The following is a 16,996-nucleotide window of genomic DNA, read 5'->3' on the forward strand; positions in this document are numbered from 1 at the left end:
GGACGCGACCCCGCAGGACCCGGCCGTGCCGGACGCGACCCCGCAGGACCCGGCCGTGCCGGACGCGACCCCGCAGGACCCGGCCGTGCCGGACCCGGCCCCGGCCGTACCGGACGCCCCGACCCCGGGCCCGGCGGTGCCGAACCCGGCACCCCAGGCCCCGGCCGCACCCGACGCGCCCCTCCTCGGGCCGGCCGCGCCGGACCCGGCCCTCCAGGCGCCGGCCGCACCCGACCCGGCCGCCCAGGCCCCGGACGCGCCTGACGCCACCGCGGAGGACACGGTGGCGCCTGGCACGACCGTCGACGACGCACCGGCGTGGGACGAGGCGGCCGAGGACGGCGCGGACGACGGCTCGGTCGCCGACGACCCGTGGATGCAGCCCCTCGACGGCATGGTGGACCCGGAGGCCGCGCCGGCCGACGACGACGCACTCGGGCACGACGACGCACTCGCCCCGGAGGACGTCCCGACCGACGAGGCGCGGGCCCTCGCCGCCGCGGTGGCGCGCCTGGCCGCACTGGTGGCGGCCGCCTCCCCGGAGTCGCGGGCGGACGACGTGCTGCGCGTGGGCTCGGACGACGCGCCCGACGCCGGTGCCGGTGCCGGTGCCGCCACGCTGGACCGTCCGACGCTGGACGAGCCGTCCGAGGTCACGGTCACCGGGGCCGCCCTCACCGCGGCCCTGCGCGAGACCGCCGGGACGGTGTTCGCGCTGTCGCTGCGCGTGGAGGCCCTGACGCAGACGGCCGTGCGCGCCGACGTCGCGACCGGCGACGAGGTGCTCGCCGACGTCGACCGGACCGCCGCGGCCGTGGTCGAGGCGGCCGGGCAGCTCGTCGAGCTCGAGCCCCTCACCGCCGCCGAGCGCGCGGACCGTACGGCGACCGCGGCGCGCGCCGCGGCAGCACAGCGTGGCGCCCTCGCGGCGCGTGCCCGGGTGCCTGCACGGCTGAGCCCCCTCGCACCCTCCGCGGTCGCCGATCTCGCCACCCGGTGGGACAACGGCCAGATCCCTGTCTCGGCGATGTGCGAGGTCGAGTTCGCGCCGAACCACCGCCTGCAGTGCGACGCCGCCGAGGCGCTCGCCGACCTCAACGACGCCTACCGCGAGGACTTCGGCACCGACCTGCGGCTCACCGACTCCTACCGCACCTTCGAGGCCCAGGTCGCCGTCAAGCAGGCGAAGGGCTTCCTCGCGGCGACCCCCGGGACCTCCAACCACGGCTGGGGTCTGGCGATCGACGTCGTGGGGGCCGGCGCGCTCGGGCGCTTCGACTCGCCCGTGTACCTGTGGCTCGACGAGAACGCCGAGGACTTCGGCTGGCACCACCCGCGCGGCATGGAGCCGGGCGGGAGCGGGCCGCAGGAGCCCTGGCACTGGGAATACGCGACCGAGTGAGCGTGTTACGGAGGCGACCGGCACACGGGTGACGGTCGCGAGACGCGCGGGTGAAGTGTCGGGCGTGCTTTGGCCGCCGGGAAAGCAGCGGGCTACCGTTGCCGACGAGCCCCGCGCGGGCTCTCCCTTCCCCAGCAGGACTGAGAACTCGCGATGACCTTGACTCTGCCCCAGCTCGTCCCGGCCAGCTACGTCGACGCTCACGGCACGGTACGTGAGCTCGATGCCGCGACCCGGGAGGTCGTGAGCGACCTCGTCGTCGGTCGCGGCGTGCCGGCGTCCCCGGTGGTCTGCACACCCGGTGAGCCCGCGCCCGCGCTGCACGGCGACCTCGAGACGCTCGACGGCGCCCCGCTCGGACCGGTCGACGGCACGGCCCCCGAGGCCGGCTACTACCGGCTGCGCCAGCCCGACGGCACGCGGCGCCTGGTGATCAGCGCCCCCGCCCGGTTCCCGCAGCCCGAGCGCGGCTGGGGCTGGGCCGTGCAGCTGTACGCCGCCCGTTCCCGCGAGTCGTGGGGGATCGGCGAGTACCGCGACCTCGCCCGGATCGCGCGCTCGGCGCAGGCCGCCGGCGCCGGGTCCGTGCTCATCTCGCCGGTGCACGCCGCCGCTCCGATCGTGCCGCAGCAGTCGTCCCCGTACTCGCCCTCGTCGCGCCAGTGGCTGCAGCTGCTCCACATCGCCGTCGAGGACGTGCCCGGTGCGGGCGACGTCGACCTGACCGACCTCGCGGAGCGGGGTCGCGCCCTGAACGCGACCCGCCTCATCCAGCGGGACGTCGTCTGGGAGATCAAGCGCACGGCGCTGGAGCGCATCTGGGCCGCGACGCGCGACCGGCTGCCGGTGGAGCACGACGTCTGGGTCGCCTCGGGCGGCGTGGACCTGCAGCGCTTCGCGACGTGGTGCGTGCTCGCCGAGCAGATCGGCGACGCCCACTGGCGCGCCTGGCCGCAGGAGTACCGCACGCCGGGCGGCGCGGTCGACTTCGCCGCGGAGAACGCGGACCGCGTCGCGTTCTACTGCTGGGCGCAGTGGCTCGCGGACGTCCAGTTCGACCGTGCCTGCCGTGCCGGGGCCACCGTGGTGGCCGACGTCGCCGTCGGCTTCGACTCCTCCTCGGCGGACGCCTGGGTGCACCAGGAGCTCGTGTGCTTCGACTTCGAGGTGGGGTGCCCGCCGGACCGGCACAACCTCGAGGGCCAGAAGTGGGGGCTGCCGGCGATGAGCCCGACCCGCCTGGTGGAGGCGGACCTCGCCCCCTTCATCGCCATGGTCCGCTCGGCCCTGTCGCACGCGGGTGCGCTGCGCATCGACCACGTCATGCAGCTGTGGCGGCTGTACTGGGTGCCGCTGGGCGGGCACGCCGCCGCCGGCGTGTACGTCAACTACCCGGTGGACGCGCTCCTCGCGATCCTGCGGCTCGAGGCGCACCGCGCCGGGGCGTGGGTCGTCGGCGAGGACATGGGCACGGTCGCCGACGGCGTCCGGGAGACCATGGCCGAGCAGGGGATGCTCGGGTACCGGGCGGCCCTGCGGCTGCCGGTGGACCAGTTCCCGGAGGCGGTGATGGGGGCGTCCTCCACGCACGACCAGGCCACCGTCGCCGGGACCCTCACCGGGTCCGACATGGAGGACCTGCGCCGGATCGGCAAGGCCGCGGACTTCACCCAGCTCGCCGGCGTCCGGCAGGAGCTCGCGACGGCTGCCGGAGTGGACCTCACCCAGCCGGTCGGGGCGGACGAGGTCGCCCGGGCGGTCCGCGCGCAGTACGGCCGGCTCTCCGAGTGCGCCGCCCGCGTGGTCCTGGCCTCCCTCGACGACGCCGGGGCCGTCGCCGAGCGACCCAACATGCCCGGCACCGTCACCACGTGGCCGAACTGGTGCCTGAGCCTTCCGGTGCCGGTCGAGGACCTGCTCGAGTCGCCGCTCGCGCGTGAGGTCGCGGGCATCCTGGACGCGCGCCGCGCCGAGGACCTCGCCGCCTGACCCGGGGCACCGCCGCACCGCCGCCCCGGACGGGGCGGCGGCGGCGGTCGCTCGTCGCTAGAGCGGCACGGTCTCGTTCTCGCCCCCGGAGTACGGCCGGCCGGTGGCCTTCGCCTTGACGAAGCTCACCAGGCTGGCGACGCGCCCGCCGGGCGTGTCCCAGTACTCGGCCGAGTGTCCCTCGACCTTGACGAGGACGACGTGGTCGGCGTCCGGCCCGTCCGGGAACCAGGCCTCGACCACCGAGCTCCACAGCTCGCGCTTCTTCCCCGAGTCGCGGACCACGCGCGCGTCACCGGTCAGCGAGACCCATGTGCTCCCGCTGCCGACCGTGACGTTGACCTGGGGGTCGGCGCTCACGTGCGCGACCTTGCGCGAGCCGCCGTCGGCGAAGAACCACAGGTCGCCGTCGAACTCGACCTCCTGCAGGGCCATCGGCCGGCTCATCAGCGTGCCGTCCGGCGCCCGGGTGGTCAGCATGGCCATGCGGCCGGCGCTCTTGATCAGGTCGGCCACCGTGCGGGTGCCGGCGTCGGGCGTGTCTGCGCTCATGGACCTCTCCTGACGTGGGTGGGGACCTGCATCGTCACCCGCGGCGGGCCGCGGCGCCCGCCGGGACCCGGCGCGGGGAGGGCAGCGCGAGGTCGCTCTGCCGGGCACGCTCGACGGCCTCCGCCCGGGACGCGACCCCGAGCTTGCGGTAGACGCTGCGCAGCTGGGACTTGAGCGTGTTGCGGCTGACGTAGACCTCGGCGGCGATCTCCCGCAGCGTCAGGCCCCCCTTCTCGTCCAGGAGCCCGAGCACGACGCGCTCGCGCTCGGTCAACGGGTCGCCGATGCGCGGTGCGCCGGGCGTGATCACGCCCGGGGCGGTCGCGCTCGGGTCCTCGTGCCGTGCCGTCAGTGACGTCGTCATGGTCCGACCTCCCAGGTCTCGCGGCGCGGGGGCACGCGGCGTCGTGGTGACGCCGGCGACGTGCCCTGGCGACGGTTCGCCGGGGGTTCGGAGCGGACAGGGCCGCGGACGGGTCGGACCTAGGCGCCGCTCCCGGCGGCGCGGCCGACGGTCGCCGCAGGACCGACCAGCCCGGTGAGCCACGGCAGCTGGCGCACGAACCGGTGCCCGCCACCGCCCTCGTGCTCGTTGTACCGGTAGACGTCGATCTCCGTCGGGGCGCCGCTGGTCAGGTCGGCGTAGGAGTTGTAGGCGGCGTACACGGTCGACGGCGGGCACACCGGGTCGCGCAGCGCGACCGAGAACAGCGCGGGCGCCGTCGCCCGGCGGGCGAAGGTCACCGCGTCGAGGTAGGACAGCGTCCGGAAGGCGTCGTCGGCATGGCCGCGGTGCACGGCGAGGTACCGGGTGATCTCCGCGTAGGGGTCGCGGTCGGTGAGGTCGACGGCGCGCCGGATGTGGCACAGGAACGGGACGTCGGCGATCACGCCGGCGAGGTCGGGGACCAGCCCGGCGACCGCCAGCGCGATGCCGCCGCCCTGGCTGGCCCCGGCGACGGCGACCCGTGCGGGGTCCACGCCCTCCACGGCGCGAGCCGCCTCCACCGCCCGCACGCCGTCGGTGAACAGGCGCCGGACGTAGTGGTCGTGCGGGTCGAGGATGCCGCGGGTCAGGTAGCCGGGCGCCGCCGGACCGGAGCCGACCGGGTCGGGGGTGTGCCCACCGCTCCCGGACCGGCTGCCCTGGCCGCGGCTGTCCATCACGAGCGCGACGTAGCCCGCAGCCGGCCACGCCAGCGCCTCGTGCGGCAGCCCGCGGCCGCCGTTGTAGCCGATGTACTGCACGACGGCGGGCAGGCGGGCGTCCCCGGTGATCGCGCGGGCCGGCCGGACGACCCAGGCCTTGATCCGGTGGCCACCGAACCCGGCGAACTCGGCGTCGAGCACGTCGACCAGCGGCATGCCGGTGTCGACCGGCGTCGTCCGCAGGTCCAGGTCGTGCGTGCGGGTTTCGTCCAGGGTGGTCGCCCAGAACGCGTCGAAGTCGGCCGGCTCGTCCAGCTCGGGCCGGTAGGTCTGGAGTGCGGGCAGGTCCAGGTCGAACAGGGCCACGGGATCCTCTCCGGAGCGGTCGGCGTGCGCGCGTGCGGGTGGGTGCGGGTCAGGCGGGCGCCGGCTGCAGCTCCGCGCGCAGCAGGTCGGCGAGCTCGGTGCGCTGGACGCACCGGTCGAACGCGAACGACCCGGCCAGCGTGCGCGCCTGGTCGACGCCCAGCCCGCGGAACCGCCCGGCGAACTCGTCGACCAGCGGCTCGGCCAGCAGGATGTGGCGCACCAGCAGGTTGACCCACGGCTTGGCGCCCCACGGGAACGGGTCGAAGTCGGGGAACTCGGCGGCGAACAGAGCCTCGATCGGCTCCAGCACGTGCCGGATGTCCTTCTCGCTCCCGCCCCAGGAGTCGGCGCCCAGCCGCCGCTTCTTCGCCAGCACGGGGGCGATGAGCTCCAGGTACGGGCTGTCGGCCGCGGCGTGGACGACGCCCTGGGTGCCGATGTCCTTGTAGGTCCACAGGCTCCAGCTGGCGCCGTGCTCGCGGTAGATGTCGAGCTGGTCGCGCAGCAGCCGCAGGCAGCCGGCGTCGCGCTCGGGGTCGCCGGTGTACAGCGGGCCGAACTCACCCAGCCAGATCGGCGTCCCCGTGCGGCGCATGAACTGCGTGCGCTCGAGGAACTTGCGCTCCACCGTCCCGCGGTCGAAGTGCTGCCCCCGGGTCAGCCCGGGGTACTCGCTCTCCGCGGCGATCCCCGGCAGCGCGTAGTCGTGCGCCGTGTAGACGGTGTTCTCGAACACCTCGGTGAACATGGAGAAGTCGGTCGAGTAGCGGTTCCCGTCGAGGAACAGCGTGTGGTGCGGGTCCACCGCGCGGATCGCGCGCTCGATCCGGGCGTAGAAGGGCCCGATGACCTCGCCGGACGCGTCGGCAGGCTCGTTGAGCGGGTTGTAGCCGGCCACCCACGGCTGGTCGCGGTAGCGCGTGGCCAGCGCCTCCCACAGGTGCACGACGCGGTCCTGGAAGTGCGGGTGGGTCCAGAAGTGCGCCCAGTGCGTCGGGTTGTTCGAGTGCCAGTTCTGGTTCTGGTACCCCGGCACGGAGTGCAGGTCCAGGATCGTGTAGATCCCGCGCGAGGCGCACGCCTCGACCACCCGGTCCAGGCGCGCGAAGCCCTTCTCCTCGAGCCGGAAGGGGGCGGCGTCGTCCTCGAAGTGGTGGTAGCTGAACGGCACCCGCAGCGCGTTGACGCCCAGCGACGCGAGGTGGTCGGCGTCGGCCTCGGTGAAGAAGTCGGTGAGGAAGGCGTCGAAGAACGCGTCGCTCGCCTCGGTCCCCATGGAGCGCGCCAGCGCCCGGCGCAGCTGGCCCTCCGTGCCGGGGTACCCCGTGATGAAGTTCTCCATCGTCATCCAGCCGCCCAGCCCGAAGCCGCGCAGCAGGACCGTGGCCCCGGTGCCGTCGACGAGCCGGTCGCCCTCGACATGGATCGCTCGTCGGGTGTCCATCTGTGCCTCCACGCCGAGGTAACCGGTTACCATCACGACTCTAGGCACGCGGTCGCCGCGGCGTCCAACCCGGGACGCCGTCGCACCCGCGGCACGTGCCGACCGACCGCCCGCCACCGGCGGACCTGGACGAGGGGACGGGCGATGTCGACCACCATGCGCGACGTCGCGGACCGCGCGGGCGTGTCCGTGAAGACCGTCTCCAACGTCGTCAACGACTTCCCGCACGTGCGCGCCTCGACCCGCGAACGGGTCCTGCGGGCGATCGACGAGCTGGGCTACCAGATGAACTTCACGGCGCGCAGCCTGAGCCTGGGACGCACGGGCATGCTGACGCTCGCCGTCCCCAAGCTCCGGCTGCCGTACTTCGCCGAGCTCGCCGACGAGGTGATCGGCGCCGCCGAGGCCCGCGGCTACACGGTCCTCATCGAGCAGACCGGCGGGTCCCGCGCGCGCGAGATCGAGCTGCTCACCAGCGAGCGGCGCAGGATGACCGACGGGCTGATCCTGTCGCCGTCCGGCCTGCAGTCCGGCGACGCGCCGCAGCTGGAGGCCGGCTCGCCGGTCGTGCTGCTGGGGGAGCGGTCGCTGCACGCGCGCGTCCACCACGTGGTGATGCCGAACGAGGCGGGGGCGCGGGCGGTGACCGAGCACCTGCTCGCCACCGGCCGGCGCCGGATCGCGCTGCTCGGCTACACACCCGGTGACGGCGAGGGTGCTGGTCACCTGCGGGCACGCGGCTTCCGCGCGGCCCTGGCGGCCGCGGGCGTGGAGCACGACGAGGCCCGGACCGTGGCGGTGCCGGAGTGGACGCTGGCCGCCGGGGCGCAGGCGATGCGCACGCTGCTGGACCGCGGCGCGCAGGTCGACGCCGTGCTCGGGCTCAACGACGTGCTCGCGCTCGGGGCCATGCGCGTCCTCTTCGAGCGGGGCCTCGCCGTGCCGCACGACGTCGCCGTCGCCGGCTTCGACGACATCGAGGAGTCGCGGTTCGCCCGGCCCAGCCTGACCACCGTCCGTCCGGACCGCGCGCAGATCGCCCGCCGGGCCGTCGACCTGCTGGTCGACGGGCTGGGCAGGGGCAGGAGCGGCGACGGCGCCTTGGGCGACGCCGCGGACGCCGTCGACGCGCCGGCGACCGCCCCGGACCCCGACGCCCCGCACGTCGCCGACTTCTCGCTCCAGGTGCGGGAGTCGACCGCCCGCCCCTGACCCGCGAGGACGACGCCGCACGCCGCGCGGACCTGCGGGTGCCGCCTCCCTTGACCTCTCTTCACCGCTGTGATGCACTTACACCGGTGTAAATGAACCGTTTCACTCGCCCCACCTGCCCGGGACGACACGTCCCGGGCACCGCAACGATGCGGAAGGACCCCCGATGCGAACCACACGAGGTGCCCAGCGCGTCCGTACGACCCCCCGGGCTGGCCGGGCCGTCGTGGGAGGGCTCGCCACCGCGGCGCTGCTGCTGACCGCGGCGTGCGGTCAGGAGACCGACGCCGGCTCGGAGCCCACCGAGACGGCCGCCGCCGAGCTGCCCGCCGAGGAGGGACCGGCCACCCTCCGGTTCGTCTGGTGGGGCAACGAGGAGCGCGCGGCGATGACGAACACGGCCGTCGACGCGTTCGAGGCGGCCAACCCCGACATCACCGTCGAGACCGAGTCGGTGGACTTCAACTCCTACTTCGACCGCCTGGCGACCGCGGTCGCCGCCGGCGACCAGGCCGACCTCATCACGCTGGGTGGCGCGTACCCGCGCGAGTACGGGGACCGCGGCGTCCTGCTGGACCTGTCGACGGTGTCGGACGAGCTGGACCTGTCGACCCTCGACGAGGGCGCGCTCTCCAACGGCTTCTTCAGCGACACCCAGTACGGCGTCCCCACCGGCGTCAACACCTTCGGGCTCATCGTGAACCCCGCGGTGTTCGAGGCAGCCGGCGTCGAGCTGCCCGACGACGAGACGTGGGACTGGGACGAGTTCATGGAGATCGCCACGGAGATCTCGGCGAACGCACCCGAGGGCACCTACGGCGTCGAGGACCCGACGGCGCCGGACGCGCTGGACCTCTACGCCAACCAGCACACCGGGGTGGGCCTGTACTCCGAGGACGGCGGCGTCGCCATCGAGCCGGGGACCGTCGAGGAGTGGTTCGACATGACCACCCAGCTCATGGAGAGCGGCGCGTCGCCCGAGGCCAGCATCAGCTCCGAGCTCGCCGGGCAGCCGTCGCCGGAGCAGACGCTCCTGGGTCGCGGCCTCGCCGGTATGAAGTTCGGCTGGTCCAACCTGCTCACCGCGTACAGCACCGCGGCCGGTCAGGACATGGTCATGCTCCTGCCGCCGGGGGAGTCGAACCACGAGGGCCCCGGCATGTGGCTGCAGGCCTCGCAGCTGTTCACCATCAGCGCCGACAGCGAGTTCCCGCGGTCCACCGCCAAGCTCATCGACTTCCTCGTCAACTCGACCGAGTCCGCCGACATCCTGGGCGCGAACCGCGGCATCCCGGCCAACCCGGAGGTGCGCGAGCACCTGCGGCCCGGCCTGACGCCGGTGCAGCAGACCGAGTACGACTTCATCGAGCGCGTGTCCGAGCACGTCGACGGCGACTTCGTCATCGGCCCGACGGGGTCCACGGACAGCGTCGCCATCCTGCAGCGGCTCAACGACCAGGTGCTCTTCGGGCAGCTGGAGCCGGCCGCGGCCGGTGAGCAGTTCGTCACCGAGTTGACCGCCGCGGTCTCCTGACCGCCGCCGGCCGCAGCACCCCGCCGGGCACGCCGTCCGGTGGGGTGCTGCGGCGCGGCGACCCCCGTACCCCCGCAGCACGACAGGAGCCGCGACGCGTGAGCCGGATCGACCGCAGGGCCCTGGTGGCACGCCACGACGTCGTGGTCACCCGGATCGACCCCCGCTCGCCCGTCCAGGTGGGCAACGGCGAGCTGTGCCTGTCCGTGGACGTGACGGGCCTGCAGACCTTCCCGGACGGGTACCCGGTCGCCGACCCGGGCGGCGGGCCGGACGGCACGCTGCTGGGGACCCAGTCGCAGTGGGGCTGGCACAGCACGCCACGACCGGCCGGCGTGGACCTCGACAGCACCCGCCGCCCGTACCGGACCCGGCGCGGGGAGGTCGTGTACGTCGACGCGGGCGCGCTCACCGGGTCCGACGACTCCGGCCTGGACACCACGAGCCAGTGGCTGCGCGCCAACCCCCACCGGCTGGACCTGGGCCGGCTGGGTCTCGTGGTCGCCGACGGCGACGGGTACCGCACGCCGTCGCCGGACGAGCTGGGCGACGCGCGCCAGCTCCTTGACCTGTGGACCGGGACGGTGACGAGCGACGTCGTCCTGGCCGGACGGCGCCTGCGGGTGACCACCGCGTGCCACCCGGACCGGGACGTCCTGGCGGTCCGCGTGGAGCACCTGGCGGGTGCCGACGACACCGACGACGAGGTGCCGGGCGGCCTCGGCGTCGCCGTCCGGCTCGCCTTCCCCTACGGCTCGCAGTCCTGGAGCAACGCCGCGGACTGGTCGCGCCCCGGGGACCACATCACGGTCGTCCGCGACGTCCCGGGCGGCGTCGACGTGGACCGGCACTTCGACGGCGCCCCGGACCCCGCCTACCACGTGGCGCTGCGCACCGACGGCGGCGCACGCGTCGCGGCGACCGGCCCGCACGAGCTGGTGGTCGCCGGCGGGCCCGTCCTCGACCTCGTCGTCGCGCTGCGCCCGGGCGCCGGCGCGGTCGACGGCGTCCTGGTGGACCGCGGGTCGCGCGGCGCCGCGCCCGAGCCGCCCGTGGTGGACGACGTGCTCGCGGCCTCGGCAGCGGGCTGGTCCGCCTTCTGGGACGGCGGCGCCGCGCTCGACCTCTCCGGCAGCGCCGACCCGCGCGCCGCCGAGGTCGAGCGGCGCACGGTGCTGTCCCAGTACCTCACCGCGATCCAGTGCGCGGGCTCGCTCCCGCCGCAGGAGACCGGTCTGATCGGCAACTCCTGGCGCGGCCGCTTCCACCTGGAGATGCACTGGTGGCACGCCGCGCACTTCCCGCTGTGGGGCCGCCCGGCACTGCTCGAGCGCAGCATGGGCTGGTACGAGCGGATCCTGCCCGCCGCGCAGGCCACAGCGCGGCTGCAGGGCTACGGCGGCGCCCGGTGGCCCAAGCAGGTCGCGCCCGACGGCCTGGAGAGCCCGAGCCACATCGGCCCGTTCCTGCTGTGGCAGCAGCCGCACGTCATCCACCTCGCCGAGCTCCTGCGCCGTGCCGCCGAGGCGACCGGGGAGCCCGGGGACGGTGACCGCGTCGTGGCGCGCTACGGGTACCTGGTCGACCAGACCGCACGGTTCATGGCCGACGTCGCGGAGCCCACCGACGACGGGTACGCCCTCGGTCCGCCGCTGATCCCGGCGCAGGAGTCCTACGCCCACCTGCGCGACCGCGTCGTCAACCCGCCGTTCGAGCTCGCCTACTGGTCCTGGGCGCTGGGCGTGGCCCAGCGCTGGCGCGCCGCCGCAGGGGACGACCCCGAGCCGCTGTGGGACGCCGTCGGCCACGGGATGGCCGCGCCGCTGGTGCGCGACGGCGTGCTGGAGGCGATCGCGGTCGAGCCGTTCACGATCCGGGAGGACCACCCGTCGATGGTCTACGGACTGGGCGTGGTGCCCGCGACCGACCTCCTGGAGCCCGACGTCGTGCGTGCGACCCTGGACGCCGTCGTCGCCGACTGGGACTGGCCCAGCACATGGGGATGGGACTACCCCGCGCTGGCGATGACCGCGGCCCGCCTGGGCGACCCCGCGCTGGCCGTGGACCTGCTGCTGCGCGACGTGCCGAAGAACCTGCACCTGCCGAACGGGCACAACCGGCAGACGGACTCGCTGCCCGTGTACCTGCCGGGCAACGGGGGGCTGCTCGCCGCGGTCGCCCTCATGGCCGGCGGCTGGGACGACGACGGCGGCCGTCCGGCGCCGGGGTTCCCCGCCGACGGGACGTGGTCCGTGCGGCACGAGGGCTTCGTCCGGTCGCCGTGACACCGGCCGTGTCGTCCCGGTGGGCCGGCACGAGGGGGCTCGTCCGGTCCGCCGGACCGTGCGCCGCCCGGCACGGCGCCCGGGCCGCGCCGACCGGCCGGGGCGCCCGACGCTCCCCTTGCCGCTGGTGGGGCGGGCTCCTACGGTCGTGACCGAGCCGGGGCCCGTCGCGCCACCACGCAGCGGCCGCGGTCGGGACGGTCGGCGGCACCCCGCCGATCGGGCGGACACATCGAAGGTGGGGACGTCGACATGATCACGGTGCACGACATGGAAGGGCTGATGTTCGCGGGGGGCGACGTCGTCGGGGACGACGGCTCGAAGATCGGCCGGCTGGGCCAGCTGTTCCTCGACGCGCGCACCGGCCACCCGGCCTGGGTGACCGTGACGACCGGCCTGTTCGGCAAGGCGGAGTCGTTCGTGCCGATGAACGGCGCCGAGCTGCACGGCGACGTGCTGCAGGTGCCGTACAGCAAGGACCTCGTCAAGCACGCGCCCCGCATCGCCTCGGCGGAGGGGCACCTGTCGCCGGACGAGGAGCGCGACTTGTACCGGCACTACGGGCTGATCCACGACGAGCCCGAACCCGTCGAGGACACCGGCTCGCACGGGCGGCACGCGGCCACCGGCGCCCCGACCGTCGACGAGGCCGGCGGCACAGGCCTCGGCGCGCAGACGCCGGCGGTCGGCCTGCCCACCGGCGCCACGCCGCTCGGAGCCACCTCGCCCGGCCCGCCGCCGCTGCACTCGTACGACGACGTCGCCCGGGAGGCGCGCGACGCGGACCCTCACGTGGTGGGCGCGGACGACGTCGAGGCCGCGGGCGTCGCCTGGGGCGGGGCGAGCGCGGTGACGCCCGCCGTCCCCGCGACCGAGGCACCGGCGACCGCGGGGGCGGCAGGTCCCGCCGCAGAGGGGGTCGTGCTCTCCGCCGAGCGGGCGCGCGTCGTCGGCACGGAGCGGGTGCCCACCGAGCGGGTCCGGATGCGCCGGTACACCGTCACCGAGCACAAGCAGATCACCGTCCCGGTGCAGCGCGAGGAGGTCCGGGTCGAGTACGAGCCGGTCGACGAGGGCGTCCTGCCGGACGCCCAGGATCCCGCCGGGGCGCCGGGCACCGGCGAGCCCGACGACCAGGACCGCGACCGCCGCCTCTGACCGGACCGGCACCGGCGCTCCGGCGGCAGGGCCGCCGCCGGAGCCGCCGGAGCCGCCGCGCCGCAGGTGCGCCGCGCCGCCGCCGCGCCGCCGTCGTCCGCGGTCGTCCGCCCTCCGCCCTAGGGAGGCGGCGGTTCGGCGGCGGTTCGCTAGGGTCTTGCCCTCGTGAGCCGACTCGTCGAGACCCTCGTCCCGGCCCGCCTGGGCACCGGGTTCCGGTGGCTGCTCGCGTCGTCGTGGACGAGCAACCTGGGCGACGGGATCGCCCTGGCGGCGGGACCGCTCCTGGTCGCCTCGCTCACCGACGACGCCCGGCTGGTCGCGCTGGCCGCCACGGTGCAGTGGCTGCCACCGCTGCTCTTCGCGCTGGTCGCCGGGGCGCTCGTGGACCGGCTGGACCGACGCCTGATCGTCGTGGTGGTCGACGCGGTGCGGGCGACCGTCCTGGCCGTGCTCGCGCTGGCCGTCGCCACCGACCGGGTGTCGATCGGCGTCGTCCTGGTGGCGCTGTTCGCCGTCGGGACCGCCGAGGTGTTCGCGGACAGCGCGTCGCAGACCCTCCTGCCGATGCTCGTCCCGCGCGACGACCTCGCGATCGCCAACTCCCGCCTGCAGACCGGCTTCATCACCGTCAACCAGCTCGCCGGCCCGCCGCTCGGGGCGTCGCTGTTCGCGGTCGGAGCCCTGTGGCCGTTCGCCGCGCAGGCGCTGGTGGTCGGTGCGGGGGCCGTGCTGGTCTCGCGCATCGTCCTGCCGCGGCACCGGCGGGAGCGGGCCGAGGGCGCCCGGCTGCACCACGACATCCGCGCCGGGTTCCGATGGGTGCGGCACCACCCGCCCGTCCGGACCCTGGTCCTGACGATCTTCACGTTCAACATCACCTTCGGTGCGGCCTGGTCCGTGCTGGTCCTGTACGCGACGCGACGGCTCGACCTGGGCGAGGTGGGCTTCGGGCTGCTCACGACGGTGAGCGCGGTCGGCGGACTGCTCGGCACGGCGCTCTACGGTGCGATCACCCGGCGCGTCAGCCTCGGCGACCTCATGCGGGTGGGACTGGCCGTCGAGACCCTCACCCACCTCGCGCTGGCGCTGACCACGCGGGCCTGGGTGGCGATGGTGATCTTCTTCGTCTTCGGCGTGCACGCCTTCGTGTGGGGGACGACGTCCGTCACCGTCCGCCAGCGCGCCGTCCCGCGCGAGCTGCAGGGCCGGGTCGGCAGCGTCAACACCGTGGGGGTGTTCGGCGGGCTGGTCCTGGGGTCGGCCCTCGGCGGCGTGCTGGCCGAGCGGTGGGGTGTGGTGGCGCCCTTCTGGTTCGCGTTCGCCGGGTCGGCCGTCTTCATGGTCCTCATCTGGCGGGAGCTGGCGCACCTCTCGCGCGGCGACGACGTCGTCCCGGACCGGACCGGCAGCTCCGGCGGCGGCGACGACGGTGCGGAGTCACCCCGTCCGGCGTGACCCCTCGCCCCGGAGCAGGCCCAGGCACCCGGCGCCGGCCGCGACCAGGCCGACGCCGCACAGCGCGACCGGCGCCGACAGGTGGTCGGTGACCAGCCCGTTCGCGACCGCGGCCAGCGGGCGGGTGCCCACGAAGGCCACCGACCACAGCGCCATCACGCGCCCGCGGATCGCCTCGGGCAGGGACATCTGCAGCGTCGAGCTCAGCCCGGTCATGGTCACGGTGAGGCCGGCGCCCGCGAGCACGAAGCCGGCCAGCACCGGCACGACTGTGGGGCCGACCGCGGACACCACGTTGCCGGCCGCCATCAGGAGCAGCCCCGCATAGCCGTACCGGCGCAGCCCCAGGGCTCGCCGGGCCGGCGGTAGCACGGCGAACCCGAGCCCGGCGCCGATGCCGAACGCGGTCGCGATGGAGCCCGACAGCCCGGTCCCGCCGGTGAGCTGCGTCGAGAGCGCCGGCGCCAGCGTGATGGACGGGTCGGTGCCGACGCCGACCGCGCCCACGCACACCAGCAGCACGACCAGCGGCCGGTTCCGACGCAGGTACGTCCACACCCCGGGCACGCCGTCGCGGCCCTCGCCGGGGACCACGACGGTCCGGGGCCGCAGCCCGCGCAGCATGACGACGAACGCGAGGCTGCACGCCGAGGTGACCGCGAAGGCGAGCGCGGGGTGCACCGCGGCCGCCAGGGCGGTGCCGAGCAGGGGGCCCAGGGCCCGGCCCAGCGGCAGGGGGGCCATGCCGAGCGTCACCGCGGTGGGCAGCTCGCTCGGCCGGACCAGGGACGGGACCAGCGAGAGCATCGCCGGGCCGGCGATGCTGGCACCGATGCCGTGCACTGCCGACGCCGCCACCAGCGGCACCGCGACCGCACCGTCCAGTCCCTGGGTCCACACCCACACGGCCAGACCGCCGGTCCCGGCCGCCGCGATCGAGTGCCCGACGGCGGCCTGCGTGCGCCGGTCCCACCGGTCCGCGGCCGCACCGGCCAGCGGCCCGAGGAGGATCTGCGGGGCGAACTGCGCGGCCGTCACGGCCCCGGCGACCGCCGCCGACCCGGTGGCGCCGTACGCCACCACCACCGCGACGATCGTGAAGATCCACGTGCCGAGCATCGTGACGAGGTTGCCGGCCATGTACCGGCCGAAGGTCCGGTCGGTGAGCACCCGAGGCCACGAGCGGGCCGGGTCGCCGGCCGCGGTCCCGGATGCCGCGGTGCCCGACGCCGTCACCCGGCGACGGCCGGGAGGGCACCGCCGGACCCCAGCCGACGCTGCAGCCAGTCCACGACCAGCGCCTGGGCGGACGCCGAGAAGACGTGACCACCGGGGTGGACGACACCCTCGAGCGACCCCGTCGTCGCCGGCTGCCCGAACCGGGCGCCCAGCTCCTGATGGGCGGCGTCGACGCCGTGCGGGGGGAAGAGCGCGTCGTCGCGGAACGACAGCGCCAGCAGGTGGTGGGTCCGCCGGGCCGCGGCGATCTCCGGCAGGCCGCGCCGCCCGAGCAGGCCGGGTGTCGTCAGCAGCCACGAGTGCGCGTCGGCGTACGCGGGGAGCAGCGCGTCGGTCGTCGTCATCATCCCGACGACGCCGGCCGCCCGCAGGTCCGGGACCAGCGACGCCAGCGTGGCCGCCCGCCCGCCGCCACCGGAGAACCCGACCGCCGCCGTGCCCGTCGGGTCGACGTCCGGCAGCGAGCGCAGCACGGCCGTGGCCACCAGGTCGTCGTGCGCCACCATCCCGGCGAACGAGGTCCCCAGCGTCCCGGCCGTCTTCGCCACGACGTGCTCGTGCAGCCCCGCGGCGGCGTCGTACCGCTCGTCGGCGTCGGGGTCGAGACCGTCGGCGGCCCACGCCGCCTGCGCGTGGCGCACGGGCTCGCGCAGGCTCAGGGGCAGCGGGTCGAGGTGAAAGCGGCGCGAGCCCCACCCGAAGGTGTCGTGCGCCAGGACGACGAAGCCGGCCCGCGCGATCTCGTGCGCCAGTGCCCGGCCCTCGTACAGGTCGCGGCGCAGGCGCCGGGCCACGGCGGTCGGCGCCGGCGTGGGCACCATCCGCTCGGCGCCGATGGACTTCACCCCGGCGTGGCAGTGCAGCAGCAGGACGCCCGGCAGGCGGTGGGCGGCCGGTGCGGCCGGACGGAGCACCCAGGCACGGGTCGCCGGGCCGAAGCCGACCCACCACTCGACGTGCTCGACGGCGACACCGTCGGTCTCCCAGCGGTCCAGCGTGCGGACCGCCGGGACGGTCGCCGCGCCCGCGCCGGCGCCCGGGAGGGCGCCGGCGTCCGGCACGGGCACGCCCAGCGCACCGCCGACCGCGCGGCTGACGTCGTCGCCGTCGAGCGTCGGGCGGTCGCGCTGCCAGGCGGGCCAGTCCTCGTACCCGCCGAGAGCGCTGGGCCGGTCGGTGGGCTCAGCGGCTCGGCGGGCGCCGGG

The 16,996-nt window shown here is 75.4% G+C and carries 13 protein-coding genes; 7 read left to right on the forward strand and 6 right to left on the reverse strand.

Annotated features, from left to right (window positions below; genetic code table 11):
- On the forward strand, positions 1-1,402 hold a 1,402-nt coding region (locus tag CAE01nite_RS04910), incomplete at its 5' end, for a M15 family metallopeptidase (RefSeq protein ID WP_222595828.1).
- A 153-nt stretch (positions 1,403-1,555) separates the two neighbouring features.
- Positions 1,556-3,391 (forward strand): 4-alpha-glucanotransferase, encoded by a 1,836-nt coding sequence (gene malQ, locus CAE01nite_RS04915; RefSeq protein WP_146900822.1) that lies wholly within the window; start codon positions 1,556-1,558, stop codon positions 3,389-3,391.
- Between the two features lie 57 nt (positions 3,392-3,448).
- On the opposite strand, the gene CAE01nite_RS04920 is transcribed toward malQ, so the two are convergent.
- From CAE01nite_RS04920 to CAE01nite_RS04935, 4 genes are all read right to left on the reverse strand, one after another.
- The gene (locus tag CAE01nite_RS04920; protein WP_146900825.1) at positions 3,449-3,943 is read right to left on the reverse strand and encodes a pyridoxamine 5'-phosphate oxidase family protein; all 495 of its coding nucleotides are present in this window, start codon (positions 3,941-3,943) and stop codon (positions 3,449-3,451) included.
- 34 nt (positions 3,944-3,977) lie between these two features.
- Positions 3,978-4,307 (reverse strand): LuxR C-terminal-related transcriptional regulator, encoded by a 330-nt coding sequence (locus CAE01nite_RS04925; protein ID WP_146900828.1) that lies wholly within the window; start codon positions 4,305-4,307, stop codon positions 3,978-3,980.
- Positions 4,308-4,426: 119 nt separating this feature from the next.
- Positions 4,427-5,458, reverse strand: a complete 1,032-nt coding sequence (locus CAE01nite_RS04930; RefSeq protein WP_146900831.1) for an acetylxylan esterase — start codon at positions 5,456-5,458, stop codon at positions 4,427-4,429.
- A 49-nt stretch (positions 5,459-5,507) separates the two neighbouring features.
- Positions 5,508-6,905, reverse strand: a complete 1,398-nt coding sequence (locus CAE01nite_RS04935) for a glycoside hydrolase family 5 protein (RefSeq protein ID WP_146900834.1) — start codon at positions 6,903-6,905, stop codon at positions 5,508-5,510.
- 144 nt (positions 6,906-7,049) lie between these two features.
- On the opposite strand from CAE01nite_RS04935, the gene CAE01nite_RS04940 reads away from it, so the two are divergent.
- The 5 genes from CAE01nite_RS04940 (at position 7,050) to CAE01nite_RS04960 (ending at position 14,552) form a co-directional block, all read left to right on the forward strand.
- On the forward strand, positions 7,050-8,117 hold the full coding sequence (locus CAE01nite_RS04940) for a LacI family DNA-binding transcriptional regulator (protein ID WP_186816425.1): 1,068 nt from the start codon (positions 7,050-7,052) through the stop codon (positions 8,115-8,117).
- Positions 8,118-8,283: 166 nt separating this feature from the next.
- Positions 8,284-9,651, forward strand: a complete 1,368-nt coding sequence (locus CAE01nite_RS04945) for an ABC transporter substrate-binding protein (RefSeq protein ID WP_146900840.1) — start codon at positions 8,284-8,286, stop codon at positions 9,649-9,651.
- A 98-nt stretch (positions 9,652-9,749) separates the two neighbouring features.
- Positions 9,750-11,936 carry a hypothetical protein gene (locus CAE01nite_RS04950; protein WP_246131014.1) on the forward strand — a complete coding sequence of 729 codons (2,187 nt, stop codon included), beginning with the start codon at positions 9,750-9,752 and terminating at the stop codon, positions 11,934-11,936.
- 252 nt (positions 11,937-12,188) lie between these two features.
- Positions 12,189-13,094: a PRC and DUF2382 domain-containing protein gene (locus CAE01nite_RS04955; protein ID WP_146900843.1), complete on the forward strand. Its 906-nt coding sequence runs from the start codon at positions 12,189-12,191 to the stop codon at positions 13,092-13,094.
- Between the two features lie 165 nt (positions 13,095-13,259).
- The gene (locus CAE01nite_RS04960) at positions 13,260-14,552 is read left to right on the forward strand and encodes an MFS transporter (RefSeq protein WP_146900846.1); all 1,293 of its coding nucleotides are present in this window, start codon (positions 13,260-13,262) and stop codon (positions 14,550-14,552) included.
- On the opposite strand, the gene CAE01nite_RS04965 is transcribed toward CAE01nite_RS04960, so the two are convergent.
- On the reverse strand, positions 14,535-15,722 hold the full coding sequence (locus CAE01nite_RS04965; protein WP_146900849.1) for an MFS transporter: 1,188 nt from the start codon (positions 15,720-15,722) through the stop codon (positions 14,535-14,537). The two genes, CAE01nite_RS04960 and CAE01nite_RS04965, sit on opposite strands and share 18 nt — an antisense overlap.
- Before the next feature lie 62 nt (positions 15,723-15,784).
- Positions 15,785-16,996, reverse strand: a 1,212-nt coding sequence (locus CAE01nite_RS18030; protein ID WP_186816426.1) for a dienelactone hydrolase family protein, incomplete at its 5' end; no start/stop codon positions are given.

It is taken from the genome of Cellulomonas aerilata (assembly GCF_007991755.1).
Lineage (GTDB): Bacteria > Actinomycetota > Actinomycetes > Actinomycetales > Cellulomonadaceae > Pengzhenrongella > Pengzhenrongella aerilata.

What these genes read in the sequence shown, in the direction of transcription:
- malQ (WP_146900822.1), top strand. Translation starts at nt 1,556, where the DNA reads ATGACCTTGACTCTGCCCCAGCTCGTCCCGGCCAGCTACGTCGACGCT.
- CAE01nite_RS04920 (WP_146900825.1), bottom strand. Translation starts at nt 3,943, where the DNA reads ATGAGCGCAGACACGCCCGACGCCGGCACCCGCACGGTGGCCGACCTG.
- CAE01nite_RS04925 (WP_146900828.1), bottom strand. Translation starts at nt 4,307, where the DNA reads ATGACGACGTCACTGACGGCACGGCACGAGGACCCGAGCGCGACCGCC.
- CAE01nite_RS04935 (WP_146900834.1), bottom strand. Translation starts at nt 6,905, where the DNA reads ATGGACACCCGACGAGCGATCCATGTCGAGGGCGACCGGCTCGTCGAC.
- CAE01nite_RS04940 (WP_186816425.1), top strand. Translation starts at nt 7,050, where the DNA reads ATGTCGACCACCATGCGCGACGTCGCGGACCGCGCGGGCGTGTCCGTG.
- CAE01nite_RS04945 (WP_146900840.1), top strand. Translation starts at nt 8,284, where the DNA reads ATGCGAACCACACGAGGTGCCCAGCGCGTCCGTACGACCCCCCGGGCT.
- CAE01nite_RS04955 (WP_146900843.1), top strand. Translation starts at nt 12,189, where the DNA reads ATGATCACGGTGCACGACATGGAAGGGCTGATGTTCGCGGGGGGCGAC.